This window comes from Dysgonomonas sp. 511, from assembly GCF_010501105.1.
Taxonomy (GTDB): Bacteria; Bacteroidota; Bacteroidia; order Bacteroidales; family Dysgonomonadaceae; genus Dysgonomonas.
On sequence record NZ_QVMQ01000047.1, the window covers coordinates 1 to 12,787 of the forward strand.

The 12,787-nt window shown below is 43.8% G+C and carries 10 protein-coding genes and 1 pseudogene; 1 reads left to right on the forward strand and 10 read right to left on the reverse strand.

Annotated features, from left to right (window positions below):
* Both D0T57_RS14495 and D0T57_RS14500 read right to left on the reverse strand, forming a co-directional pair.
* Positions 1–549: pseudogene (locus D0T57_RS14495) on the reverse strand (transketolase); the annotation flags it as partial.
* Between the two features lie 192 nt (positions 550–741).
* Entirely contained in the window at positions 742–1,947 is a 1,206-nt protein-coding gene (locus D0T57_RS14500) for an L-serine ammonia-lyase (protein WP_163274199.1), read from the reverse strand.
* Positions 1,948–2,559: 612 nt separating this feature from the next.
* Between D0T57_RS14500 and D0T57_RS14505 the strand changes: the two genes are divergently transcribed.
* Positions 2,560–3,891, forward strand: a complete 1,332-nt coding sequence (locus tag D0T57_RS14505; RefSeq protein WP_163274200.1) for an MFS transporter — start codon at positions 2,560–2,562, stop codon at positions 3,889–3,891.
* Positions 3,892–4,055: 164 nt separating this feature from the next.
* Here the strand turns inward: D0T57_RS14505 and D0T57_RS14510 are convergent, their stop codons facing one another.
* From D0T57_RS14510 to D0T57_RS14545, 8 genes are all read right to left on the reverse strand, one after another.
* Positions 4,056–4,835, reverse strand: coding sequence for a prephenate dehydrogenase/arogenate dehydrogenase family protein (locus D0T57_RS14510; RefSeq protein WP_163274201.1), 780 nt, complete (start codon positions 4,833–4,835; stop codon positions 4,056–4,058).
* A 7-nt stretch (positions 4,836–4,842) separates the two neighbouring features.
* Entirely contained in the window at positions 4,843–5,904 is a 1,062-nt protein-coding gene (locus tag D0T57_RS14515) for a bifunctional 3-deoxy-7-phosphoheptulonate synthase/chorismate mutase type II (RefSeq protein ID WP_163274202.1), read from the reverse strand.
* 427 nt (positions 5,905–6,331) lie between these two features.
* Entirely contained in the window at positions 6,332–7,000 is a 669-nt protein-coding gene (locus D0T57_RS14520) for a DUF6882 domain-containing protein (protein WP_163274203.1), read from the reverse strand.
* A gap of 4 nt (positions 7,001–7,004) precedes the next feature.
* Positions 7,005–8,171, reverse strand: coding sequence for a pyridoxal phosphate-dependent aminotransferase (locus tag D0T57_RS14525; protein WP_163274204.1), 1,167 nt, complete (start codon positions 8,169–8,171; stop codon positions 7,005–7,007).
* A gap of 77 nt (positions 8,172–8,248) precedes the next feature.
* Positions 8,249–9,091 carry a prephenate dehydratase gene (locus tag D0T57_RS14530; protein ID WP_163274205.1) on the reverse strand — a complete coding sequence of 281 codons (843 nt, stop codon included), beginning with the start codon at positions 9,089–9,091 and terminating at the stop codon, positions 8,249–8,251.
* Between the two features lie 280 nt (positions 9,092–9,371).
* The gene (locus tag D0T57_RS14535) at positions 9,372–9,536 is read right to left on the reverse strand and encodes a hypothetical protein (protein ID WP_163274206.1); all 165 of its coding nucleotides are present in this window, start codon (positions 9,534–9,536) and stop codon (positions 9,372–9,374) included.
* Positions 9,537–9,617: 81 nt separating this feature from the next.
* Positions 9,618–10,694 (reverse strand): chorismate synthase, encoded by a 1,077-nt coding sequence (gene aroC / locus D0T57_RS14540; protein WP_163274207.1) that lies wholly within the window; start codon positions 10,692–10,694, stop codon positions 9,618–9,620.
* Positions 10,695–10,728: 34 nt separating this feature from the next.
* Positions 10,729–12,225, reverse strand: coding sequence for a DUF3078 domain-containing protein (locus D0T57_RS14545; RefSeq protein ID WP_163274208.1), 1,497 nt, complete (start codon positions 12,223–12,225; stop codon positions 10,729–10,731).
* Between the last annotated feature and the right edge of the window lie 562 nt (positions 12,226–12,787).

The following is a 12,787-nucleotide window of genomic DNA, read 5'->3' on the forward strand; positions in this document are numbered from 1 at the left end:
GTTGGAGTCGTAGAACATAATCAGGTTGTCGAGCCCGAGGTGGCCGGCTGTACGGCCTGCACCTTGTGATATTTCTTCCTGGATGCCTCCGTCGGAGATAAAGGCATAGATAGTCTGGTTCATGCAGTCACCAAAGCGGTGTTTGAGGAACTTGGCTGCTATGGCTGCCCCTACTGCGAAGGTATGTCCTTGCCCGAGTGGACCGGAGGTGTTTTCGATGCCGCGGGTGAGGTCCCTTTCGGGGTGGCCGGGTGTTACGCTGCCCCACTGGCGGAAGCCTTGTAGGTCTTCGAGGGTGAATTTACCTGTCAGGCAAAGGGTGGAATAGAGCATGGGCGACATATGCCCGGGATCGAGGAAGAAGCGGTCGCGACCTTCCCAGAGCGGGTTTTCGGGATCATAAACCAAATACTCCGAAAAGAGTACGTTGATAAAGTCGGCGCCGCCCATAGCTCCGCCGGGGTGTCCGGAGTTGGCTTTTTCGACCATAGAGGCGGATAAAATGCGGATGTTGTCGGCGCCGCGATTTAATAAGGGGATAGTGTTCATTTCTTGTTCTTTTATATATTTGTTTTTGGTTTATTCAGATTTACAAAAGTAGAAAAATAAGACGGTATTTTACTTCAAAAAAGCAACGAATATGATATTGATATACGCCATAATATTGTTTTATTTACAATAAGTATTATTAGACAGGAATATTGTAATCCTTAAATAATCGCTGATATCGTTGTTTTATTGTCATTCATCTACCTGTTCTAAATTCACAGCAAGTCCGCCGGTCGAAGTTTCTTTATACAGGCTTGGCAAGTCGTGCCCCGTTTGTTCCATAGTGCGTACTACCTTGTCGAAATTGATAAGATGTTTACCGTCGGATAGCATAGCGAACGAACACGAATCCAATGCACGTGCAGCGGCAAAGGCATTTCGTTCGATACATGGTACCTGTACCAGTCCGCAAATAGGGTCGCAGGTTAAACCCAAATGATGTTCCAAACCCATTTCGGCGGCATATTCTATTTGCTGTGTAGAGCCACCGAACAACTGGCAGGCTGCTGCTGCCGCCATAGCACAGGCTACTCCTATTTCACCTTGGCAACCGACCTCCGCTCCCGATACGGAAGCATTATACTTTACAATATTACCAATCAATGCCGCGGTAGCTAATGCGCGCACTATTTTCTTATCGCTGAAATCGTGGTTCATTTTCAGGTGATATAGTACCGATGGCAATACACCACACGAGCCGCAGGTAGGTGCTGTGACAATCATGCCACCGCTCGCATTCTCTTCCGAAACTGCCAGAGCATAGGCATAAATCAACGCACGGCTTTTCATAGAGCCTTGATATCCTTTCGACTTGATATAATACATAGAAGCCTTGCGTTGCAATCCCAACCCTCCGGGCAAAAGTCCTTCTCCATCCAACCCACGGTGAATGGCGGCTTCCATAGTATTCCATACGCGTTCCAGATAGTGGAGTATATCCGTCCCTTCGGTATCTTCTACATACTCCCAGAATGTTTTCCCTGTTTGCTGACACCATGCAAGGATGGTTTTCATATTGGTTTTGTCGTATAGGGATTCTTGTCCGGTTATTTTATCTTCACCTTCCGAAAGGTCGCCCCCTCCTACACTATAAACTACCCATTCCTTTAATACGCTGCCATTGGCTAGAGCCTCGAATTTCATCCCATTGGTATGTACGGGCAGCACTATTCCGGGATGCCATATAATATCCACAGGCAGGGGCGCAAGCGTGTTTTCGATAGCAACATCGGTCATATGTCCTTTGCCGGTTGCTGCAAGGCTGCCATATAGCGTAACCCTGAACGATGAAGCGGCAGGGTTTTCTTCTTTAAACCTTAAGGCGGCTTTTTGTGGTGCCATTGTGTGGCTGCTCGATGGGCCGTGTCCTATTTTGTACAGATTGCGAATAGAGTCCATATTGTATTTTTTACTTGATTGTTTATAGTGTAACGTTTTTACTGATGCCTGGTTCAATAGAAAAGGCTATACAAATGTAGCAATATTAAATATTGTTAAACAGGAAAATGGGTAATTATTGAAGATTGAGAAACTTTACGGTGCTTTTATTGTTATTCCAAAGAGCAAGTGATAACTTTGTTTCTCTTTCATTTTTGATATTCTGTTAATATGCCTTATTCTAAATGATTGATAATCTGAACGAATATTTTTGCTTGATTTCTTGTGAGAAACAAAAAGATATGAGATTACAGAAATTTGCCGACAATATGATACAAAAAGAATTGAAATACAGCTTGTCTTTTTTTATGTTATACAACACGCTTTTGAGATGATGACAGATGAAAAGAGATAAGTATTTTTACGTTGATTTTTATGAAAACAATCTTCACTTAACCTAAAGAGACCATGAATTGAGGATACTGTTTAATGTATCCTGCAGAGAATCAGGGGGTGGTTAGTTTTTCGGATTTAACCACTCCTTGTATTCTCAAGAGAGAGGCTGTAGCGACAGCAATAATTGAGACCTGAAATAATAGAACTAATATATAACAACCTAAAGTAAAATTTATTATGAGTAGTACAGAGAAAAAAAGTGTGCCTATAGTGCCCATTGTGACGATGATCATTCTGTTTGCGATGATTTCGTTTGTAACCAATCTAGCTGCGCCTATTGGTGTTATTTGGAAAAATCAGCCAGAACTGGAAGGGTCTAACTTCCTTGGAATGTTGGGTAATATGATGAATTTCCTTGCTTACTTGTTTATGGGGATTCCAGCCGGGAAACTATTGACAAAGATAGGCTATAAGAAAACAGCACTGGTTGCGATAGCAGTAGGGTTCTTCGGAGTTTTCATCCAATTCCTGTCGGGTATTGTAGGAGTAGGGGCCGAGTTGTTTACCTTGCCTCTCAACTTCTATGTTTATTTATTGGGTGCGTTCGTTGCAGGTTTCTCTGTATGTATGCTCAATACTGTTGTAAATCCTATGCTCAACCTGCTAGGTGGTGGTGGTAATAAAGGAAACCAACTTATCCAAACAGGTGGAACATTCAACTCTTTGGCCGGTACATTGACTCCTATGTTCGTAGGTGCTTTGATCGGACAGATAACTGTGAAAACTGCAATCACTGACGTAAACCCTGTTTTGTTCATCGCTATGGGTGTATTTGCCTTTGCATTTATTGCCCTTTCTTTCGTTAAGATCGAAGACCCTGAAACAAGCAAGAAAGGTGCTAACGTTACATTCGAACACTCACCTTGGGCTTTCCGTCACTTTGTGTTGGGAGCTGTAGGTATCTTCGTATATGTGGGTATAGAAATAGGTATTCCGGGAACATTGAACTTCTTCTTATCGGATGTTACAGACAAGGGTGCTGGTCTTGATCCTGCTAAAGCATCTTCTATCGGTGGATTCGTAGCCGGTACTTATTGGTTCCTTATGATGATAGGCCGTTTTGTTGGGGCTTCCATTGCCAATAAGGTATCGAGCAAGATGATGCTTACAGCCGCTTCGGGGCTAGGTATCGTTTTAGTTCTTGCCGCTATGTTCCTGCCTAAGACTATAATGACTGCGATGCCTGTATTTACAGGTTCTTCGTTTGCTATGACAGAAGTGCCTATCGGTGCATTACTTCTTGTGTTGTGTGGACTTTGTACTTCTATCATGTGGGGTGGTATCTTCAACCTTGCCGTAGAAGGACTTGGTAAATATACCGCTGCTGCATCGGGTATCTTTATGATGATGGTAGTAGGTGGTGGCGTATTACCTCTTATCCAAAACAAAGTGGCAGACCTTTCTACTTATATGACCAGTTACTGGGTGATAATCATCGGACTTGCATTCCTTCTGTATTATGCTTTGATAGGAAGTAAGAATGTGAATAAGGATATCCCTGTAGATTAGTCGAAACGTTAACAGACAAAATAATAGATAGATAACAGCAGGCGAAGGCCTGCTGTTATTTTTTATATCTATCTCAGATAGACGTTTTTCAGTACCCAACCAATTAAGATAAATGGTGCAGCCTTCCTTATTAAGACTAGCAAAAGATGCTACCCCGTTCTTTATTACTTATCAGCTATATTAGCCCTTACTTTTGTCAGGAATTTCAGCATTTCGCCACTGTCTTTCTTCTCTATTATTTCCAGTAAAGTCTTGAGCTCCTTTCTTATACCCTCTACCTGAGCCGGTGTGTGCGGATTGAATAAAATTTCGGTAAGCAGGTAGTCGTCTTCCGACAAAAGCCCTTTTGCGATATCCATATGCCGCTTGAAAGTTGTTCCCGGAGCTTCCTGATGCTTCATTACCGAAGCAAAAACGAGCGTGGAGGCAAATGGGATGGAAAGCGAGTAGGCTATAGTTTCGTCGTGCTCATCGAAAGTATAATCGAAAACTTTCAGTCCAAGGCTTTTATATAAATCCTTGTAGAATATCTTCCCCCAATGGTTCGATTCGGATATAACGATTGCACTCTGTGTACTCAAGTCGCTCAGGCTGGCAAATGTAGGGCCGAACATAGGGTGCGACGATGCATAAGGACGTCCCAGCTTTTCGTAATATTCCTGCAACCCTGTCTTTACAGAAGCTATATCGGAAATAATACACTGGTCGTCGAGGTATGGCAAAACCATATCGAATGCCTGAATGGTATATTTTATCGTGGCGGCATTGATTACTATCTCAGGTGCAAAGTCCTTTACTTCTTCCGGATTGCTCATTCGTACCACATTATATACGAAACGCAACCGTTTAGGATCGGTATCGAGGACAGCTACATCATGGTCGAAACTCAGTACATCGGCAAAGAAAGAGCCCATTTTTCCGGCTCCCAATATCAATATTTTCATTGTAATTCTATTTATTCAGAATTTCTATTTGCTGCCTTACCGATTCTTCGTGAATGGCTTCCAACACTACGCGCATAAACTCAGGGTTCATTCCCATAGTCTCAGCCTGAGAAATGCGGTTTTGAAGTATTTCATCATAACGGTCGGTTTGCACGATGGCCATATTATGCTCTTTTTTGAATGTGCCTATCTCCTGCGATACACGCATACGCTTGGCAAGCAGTTCGAGCAGTTGGTTGTCTATTTCGTCTATCTGGCGGCGAAGGTCGGAGAGGTCTTCTGTCGATTGTTTCGAATCGCGGATAACCAAACCTTCCAGTATTTCTTTCAGGCGGACAGGGGTTACTTGCTGTGCAGCATCGCTCCACGCTTCCTCCGGGTTGCAGTGCGTCTCGATAATCAAGCCTTCGAAGCTCAAATCCATAGCCTGTTGCGAAAGAGGTTGGATAAGGTCGCGCTTTCCTCCGATATGGCTGGGGTCGCAGATTATCGGCAGGTCGGGAAGGCGGCGTTTTAGTTCGATAGGTATATGCCATTGCGGCAGGTTGCGGTATATCTTTTTGTCGTAAGAGCTGAATCCGCGATGTATGGCTCCCAAGCGGGTAAGCCCTACATTGCTCAGGCGCTCCAATGCACCTATCCACAGTTCGAGGTCGGGGTTTACCGGGTTTTTTACCAAAACAGGAATATCCACACCTTGCAGGGCTTCTGCAATTTCTTGTACGGCAAATGGGTTGGCAGTAGTGCGCGCACCTATCCACAGCATATCTATGCCGTATTTCAAAGCTTCGTAAACGTGTTTCTGTGTGGCAACTTCGGTAGAAACATACATCCCTGTTTCTTGTTTCACCTTCTTGAGCCATACCAGCCCTTCGCTGCCCACACCTTCAAAACCTCCGGGTTTGGTACGTGGTTTCCAGATACCTGCACGCATTATTTTTATGCCATTAGCGGCCAGTTGTTTGGCAGTGTTCATCACCTGGTCTTCTGTTTCGGCGCTGCATGGGCCTGCTATCACAAGGGGGCGTTTAGTATCTACACCGGGTAGCAAGATTGATTCTAGTTTCATATTTGTTTATTTTGTTTTGTTTCTAATTATAATGTTACTTTTTTGTAATGTTTATATTGTTGACAATCAATGTACCTTACGAAAAAAGTAACACAAGTAACATAGTACATGACAAAAATTAAAATTATTGTAATATTAGCATTGTAGGGGCGAATTATCATTCGCCCGTCGGTTGTGTCGGGCGTAAGATATTACGCCCACTGTGCAAAAGTAACACCTTTTAGCTGTTTTTCTAATGTTACTTTTTCCCCTCTCTAGCCGTGGCTTGCGGCTCTCCCTCCTTTGGAGAGAGCGGAGAGTAAGGTGCAAAAAGTAACACATTTTCGCAGTTTTTATTGTTGTTGCTTTTTATCCGATAATACGCTTATTACCTGTGTTGTATAGATAAAGATATTGGAATAAAATTGCAATATTCTTATTTGTTTATTCAGCCTTTTACTTCTCCATTCATACTGGTCAACCGTCCTTTCTCATCAAAAGAGGCTTCTATTACATTGTCGCCTTTTTTGCCTGATAGCGAACCTTCGCCTTCGGTTGTTCCGTATCCTTTTGCTTCAAGATAGTTTTTCAATGCGCGCCTGTGGTTTACTGCAAATACGTTTACTATTTCGGGGAATACGGTCAGAATCCGTCCCTGTTCGTCGTATTGTACTGCGTCTACCTCTTTGCTATTCAGCGTAAGCAGTATAATGCCACTTCCGAAATCGCCTGCATAGTAGGCACTCGAACCGAATTTGCCCGATGCGATAAGCCCAATGGAGTGCACATCGGTATTTTCCATTGTAAACTCGTCCATTGTGAGAAATTCGATATTATACCTTTCTCCAAACTCCCTCAGTTCGTTCGCTTCTACCAGAAGGTTTTCGGGTAGGTTCGATTCTTCGTTAGCCCATGCCCAAAGCCATGTTTCCGACTCGTAAGAGTATGTGCCTAATATCTGGATGGGAAAACTCAGTTTACTTCCGAAAGAGATCGTTCCCTTATCCATATCTACCTGCCATCCGTTGTCGCCGACCACTTCGGCAAGGCTGCGTTGTTTTTCGAATGCAACGCCTGCATATTGTTCCAGTAGGGTGTCGTAGTTTATTATTTCCATGATTTTATATATTAAATTTCTTTATCCTGTTCAAAGCTTCTGAAAGCATTTCTTCGTTGCAGCAAAGCGAGATGCGTATATACCTTTCGCCTTTGTCGCCGAAGATAAAACCGGGAGTAAGGAAAACGTTTGCATTGTATAAAATATTATCTGCCAGTTCTTCGCTTCCTTTACAATGGCCGGGTATTTTTCCCCATAGGAACATTCCCACCTGATTCTTATCGTATGTGCAACCCAGTTCGTCCATTATAGCCTCGGCATAGCGGCGGCGAGAGGCATACAATTCTATATTGTATTTCCTGTGCCATTCGTCCGTATTGCCTAATGCAGCAACGGTTGCCAGTTGTATAGGCTTCAGTATGCCGCTTTCTATATTGCTCAGCACTTTGAGTATCCATCCTATAAATTGCCGGTTGGATACGACCAAACCGATACGCCAGCCGGGCATATTGTGCGACTTGCTCATCGAATTTAGTTCGATGCAAATATCCTTTGCCCCTTCTATCTGCATAATGCTCAGTGGTTTTTCGTTGAGGATAAGGCTATAAGGATTGTCGTGTGCTATTACAATATTGTGTTTTTTGCCGAAAGCTACTATTTTTTCGAATAACTCCAAACTCCCGTTTGCACCGGTGGGCATATTCGGGTAATTTATCCACATCAGTTTTACGTTCGACAGGTCTTTCTTTTCCAGAGCCTCGAAGTCGGGTTGCCAGTTGTTGTTCTCGTCGAGGTCGTAAGTATGGATGGTTGCGCCTACCATCTTGCTCACCGATGTATAGGTGGGATAACCCGGATTGGGTACCAGTACGCCATCGCCGGGATTGAGGAAAGCCAGCGATATATGCAGTATCCCTTCTTTAGAGCCTATTAGCGGCTGTATCTCCGTTTTCGGGTCTAGTGTTACGCCATACCAACGCTTGTACCATCCGGCAAAGGCATTTCTCAGTTCGGGTATGCCTATATGGGTCTGGTAGCCGTGTGCATCGCTTCTGTGAGCCGATAGGCTGAGTGCTTCTATCGTTTCGGGCGATGGTGGCATGTCGGGGCTGCCTATGCCGAGGCTAATCACATTTTTGCCCGCAGCATTCATTTCGGCTACTTCTTTCAGTTTGCGCGAGAAGTAGTATTCTTGTACTGTATTCAGGCGGTCGGCGGGTGTTATATTCATATTGAAATAGTTACGAGTTACGAGTTACAAGTTATTCAGTCTATTAACTATATTTTTAATTTTTAATTTTTCATTCTTCACTTTTCACTTTGTCTTCCCTCAGGGTATTCGCCAAGCATTTTCAGTTCGCTTATCAAGGGGCGTATAGCATCCAGCGATTGGTGGTAACGTTCCAGATCGGAAAATTTGAGATCTACATAAAACTGGTACTCCCATTCGCGTCCGATGATGGGCAACGATTGTATTTTGGTAAGGCTGATACCGTAGAAAGATAGCACGGAAAGCACTTTCGACAAGCTGCCTTCGGTGTGTGGCAGTGTGAAAACGATAGATGATTTGTTAAGTACATCATCCTTTTGCAGTTCGTCTACCACCCAGCGGTTGCCAAAAACAAGAAAGCGAGTGAAATTGTGCTTATTTGTTTCAATTCCCCTCGCCAATATATCCAGTCCGTAAATTTCGGCAGCCCTCACACTGCATATCGCAGCGGTTGCAGCTAGTTTCTTGCCTGCAACGTCGCGGGCAGCCAAAGCTGTATCTTCGTGTTCCACGATCTTTACATTTGGCAAGGTGTCAAGAAAATCGACGCATTGCATTAGCGCAATGGGGTGCGATTGTACTTCTTCTATGGAGTGTATAGCTTGTCCGGGAAGGGCGGCAAAACAATGGGATATGCGTTGCTTAAATTCGCCGGCAATCGGCAGTTTGTTTTCTTTCAGCAATTCGTAGTTGCCAAGCAAACTGCCGGCAATGGTGTTTTCTATTGCCATGATGCCTACCGTGTTCGGCTCTTTCTTAATGGTTTTGAATATATCCCTGAATGTTGCGCAGGGCACTATTTCAACTTCTTCTCCGAAATAGTTTTCGGCTGCTATGCCGTGATATGCTCCCAGTCCTCCCTGTATTGCTACTTTTTTCATCGCTTGTCTTATCTTCAAAAAAAAATCCCGCCGACTTGGCAGGATTCTATATATTCATATTGCTTTTATTTCTTCTATCAATCTTATCATACAAAATCCTGCCCTACCTTCTAAAAAAGTAAAAGTAAAAAAAGAAAAAGTATGAATAAGAAAAACTGTTCATGTCGGCGTTATCGCTTTTTGTTTATGAATACAAATGTAATACTTTTTTGAATAAAACAAACGTTTTGTCTTTTTTATTTATCTTTCTTTTCCGAATATCCAGTTTCAGAGGATGGAGTCAACCTCTTTCGCTAGTGTCGTTGTCGAGGTTTATCCTGTTTACGGCGGCTTTCACTTCTTTTTCGGTAGCTTCTACGGGCTTTGCATCTTCCTTGTTGATACGGGCTTCTTCGTAGCCGATAAAATCTTCTGTGCGTACTTCTCTTCTCTTGTTCTCTTTCATAACTTTATATGTTTACAATCTGGTACTATGTAAACAAGCGAAACGAGAAGTTTGTTTTTCGGCCTGCTTTTTTTGTTTAGATCAAATAAACAGGCGGTCGGTTTTACTCAACAGGTAATAATCTAATATCGTGATTGCTGCCATTGCCTCAACGATAGGTACTGCACGTGGCAAAACGCAGGCATCGTGCCTTCCCTTTGCTTTCAGGCCGGTATCGTTCCCGTCTTTGTCTACAGTGTCTTGGTGCATCAAAATGGTAGCCACAGGCTTGAAGGCTATGCGGAAATAGATATCCTGCCCGTTTGATATGCCGCCTTGTATTCCCCCCGAATGGTTGGTACGGGTAGAAATTGTCCCGTTGTTGTTGAAAAAGACATCGTTGACTTCCGAACCCCGGTGATCGACATCGAAGCCGTCTCCGTACTCAAATCCTTTTACGGCATTTATGCTGAGCATGGCATTGCCCAATGCTGCGTGCAGTTTTCCGAATACGGGTTGCCCCAACCCTACAGGCACACCTTTTACTACACAGGTGATGACCCCGCCTATGGTATCGCCTTTCGATTTTACTTCTTCTATCAGGCTTATCATTTCTTCTGCTTTACCGCTATCGGGGCAACGTACAGGGGTGTCTTCTATTGTGGTCAGATCGTATGCGGTATAGGGTTTATCCAGTTTGATGCCTCCTACCTGCGAAGTGAAGGCTGTAATATCTATGTTCAATTCTTTGAGCGCGAGTTTTGCCAAAGCTCCTGCAACGCAACGGGCAATAGTCTCTCGTGCCGAAGAACGTCCGCCGCCACGATGGTCGCGTATGCCATATTTTTGTGTATAGGTGTAGTCGGCATGCGATGGGCGGTACACGTCTTTCATGTTGTCGTAGTCGGAAGAATGCTGGTTGGCATTGCGCACAACAAAACCGATGGGCGTGCCTGTGGTTTTGCCGTCGTATATTCCCGATAGGAACTCTACTTCGTCGGCTTCCTTGCGTGGGGTGGTTATCTTCGATTGTCCGGGGCGGCGGCGGTTTAGCTCGTTTTGTATAAATGCCATGTCTACAGTTATACCTGCCGGACACCCATCTACCACGCCGCCAATGGCTGCGCCATGTGATTCGCCATAAGAAGTAAGCCTGAAAATATTGCCGAATGTATTCATATATTGTAATAAAAATCTTTTAGTGAATGATGGTTTACCATGTATATGCCAGCCCGAAGCCTACCATCTGGTTGTATTTGAAGTATCCCCATTTGTCGTCTTTTTTCTCATGCCCTACACCATCGTCGTATATGACATAGAGGTATAGTGACGCAGACAAATACCTGTTTAATACAAAGTTTACGTTGTTTTCCCATTCTGCGTAAGCCTTTTCGTAATTGGTAAAGTATTTGAGGCGCGAGGTAAACTTGGTATATTTATTGCGGTTGTAGGTCATGTTGAAGTTGAACGTAGAACCATATTCCAGTTTTGCGCTTTTGTCTTCCTCTATGCCAAACTGTTTTACACTAACCTTTTCATCCCTTACATACTTGTAGTTGAGAGAGAATACCGATAAGTCGGCAGTGAGCTTGAAATTCCGGTTTTTATCTTTTTTCGACGTCTTGTTCAGTTCGTAACGCATACCCACCCCGGTATTGAGTTCGAAGGGCGATAAAAAAGCTCTTTCCCTTGTTCTTTTCACGTCTTTGGCTTTGTTTCGTACAAACAGGGGCGTTTTCATTTCCAGGTTGGTAGAGTATGACCAATTGTTAGACTCCTTTACTTGCAAACTGACAGTACTGTATGTCCGTAGATAGTCGTCTAATATATTGTATTCGTTAATAGTATCAGCCGGAGTCTTTTGCATGTTGAGCCTCCATTCTATTATATTATTGACATTGAGTTTTTTTCTTTTGAAGTTTAATGTCAATTTGTGGTAGCTGGCTAGTTTCAGGTTATTATCTCCCGACCAGTTTTCCGAAAAACTCTGTTGCGAGAGTTGCATAGAATGTTCACCTTTGATCTCTTTCATCCATTTGAGATAATGTATTGGCGTTTTTTCTACTTCGGGTGTCGTAAATGTAACCGGCTCTTCGGTAGATAATAATTCCTTAAAAGGATTTTTGGGTGTTACCACCTCTTGGCTGACAACGCTCGCCCCTTTAAACTCCATCGCATTCAGCTTTATTTTCTGCGGATTTTCCATATAATACATCCTCCGCAGGTTTTCTACCCGCCGCACTTTACTCAAAGCAGGGGCAAAGGTGCTGTCGGGAGATATTAGATGGAAAGGAGGGTATGCTTCGGCTGTACTGTTGTTCGAAACGAAATCGAGGTCGTCGGGTAATATCTTGCCGTCGAATACCGGAGGCAAGAAAGCCGGGTCGAATATGGTGGTATCGCGGAAAGTTGTATTCTGGCTAAAAGGTACCCAGTCGGGTTCTACTATCAGCAAGCCTTTCCGGTTGCGAACAGCATGAACGTTGGTCTGTATAAGATTGGCATAAGCTGTATCTATCTTTATAGGGGCGGAAAAGCCCTTGGTGGTATCCCTTATCGTTATTTCCCTTACACGGCTTTCTATGTCGGTGATTTTGCGTAGAAGGTCGTCTTTTTGCCTCTTCCCCTGGTTGATATTCTGGGCGTGGGATGGGGCTATGATAATAGAAAAGAATATGATAAAACTTATATAACGTTTTAATATCTCCATTTTTGCTTTTGTTTTCAGTAAAAAGGATGCAATTAACCTGAATAGGCTACAAATTTAATAATTAAAAAGACAACCTGTTTACAATTTACCGATTAACTGTTTTTTTGTTATAGATAAATCAAATCTATAGGAATAATGCCAGGCAATAGTTGATTTATTTGTTATTTTTTTATACTGCGCGCAATCACAGATTGCTTGCGTTCCTTTTGGCCAAAGCCCCAAAAGGAACCAAAAACTCTTTTGCGCCTCGCTTCGCCGTACGACCCACTTTGCGCTTTGCCGGCTGAATGAAGTGAACTAACAGCAAGCCTTTTGTTGGCTTAGCTAAGTTGCATAACAGCAGCCCCACTTCATTCTACGCCGCCTGCATCGCGTGGGTGCCCCGTACGCAAAGCTAAGGGCGCAGGCTGACGCCAGACAAGAGTTTACGACAATTCTAGTCGTGCGCCAGCGGATGTGCATCAGTTCCGCAGGCGGGAACCTGTCCGGTGAAGGCGGCGGAGAAAGGGATGGGGCGGAGCCCGTTTATCCCTTTCTGCCGGCAAACCGATGACAGGTCGCC

Excerpts from the sequence above, each read along its gene's own strand:
- D0T57_RS14500 (WP_163274199.1), bottom strand. The coding sequence starts at position 1,947 with ATGGACTCTATTCGCAATCTGTACAAAATAGGACACGGCCCATCGAGC.
- D0T57_RS14505 (WP_163274200.1), top strand. The coding sequence starts at position 2,560 with ATGAGTAGTACAGAGAAAAAAAGTGTGCCTATAGTGCCCATTGTGACG.
- D0T57_RS14510 (WP_163274201.1), bottom strand. The coding sequence starts at position 4,835 with ATGAAAATATTGATATTGGGAGCCGGAAAAATGGGCTCTTTCTTTGCC.
- D0T57_RS14515 (WP_163274202.1), bottom strand. The coding sequence starts at position 5,904 with ATGAAACTAGAATCAATCTTGCTACCCGGTGTAGATACTAAACGCCCC.
- D0T57_RS14520 (WP_163274203.1), bottom strand. The coding sequence starts at position 7,000 with ATGGAAATAATAAACTACGACACCCTACTGGAACAATATGCAGGCGTT.
- D0T57_RS14525 (WP_163274204.1), bottom strand. The coding sequence starts at position 8,171 with ATGAATATAACACCCGCCGACCGCCTGAATACAGTACAAGAATACTAC.
- D0T57_RS14530 (WP_163274205.1), bottom strand. The coding sequence starts at position 9,091 with ATGAAAAAAGTAGCAATACAGGGAGGACTGGGAGCATATCACGGCATA.
- D0T57_RS14535 (WP_163274206.1), bottom strand. The coding sequence starts at position 9,536 with ATGAAAGAGAACAAGAGAAGAGAAGTACGCACAGAAGATTTTATCGGC.
- aroC (WP_163274207.1), bottom strand. The coding sequence starts at position 10,694 with ATGAATACATTCGGCAATATTTTCAGGCTTACTTCTTATGGCGAATCA.
- D0T57_RS14545 (WP_163274208.1), bottom strand. The coding sequence starts at position 12,225 with ATGGAGATATTAAAACGTTATATAAGTTTTATCATATTCTTTTCTATT.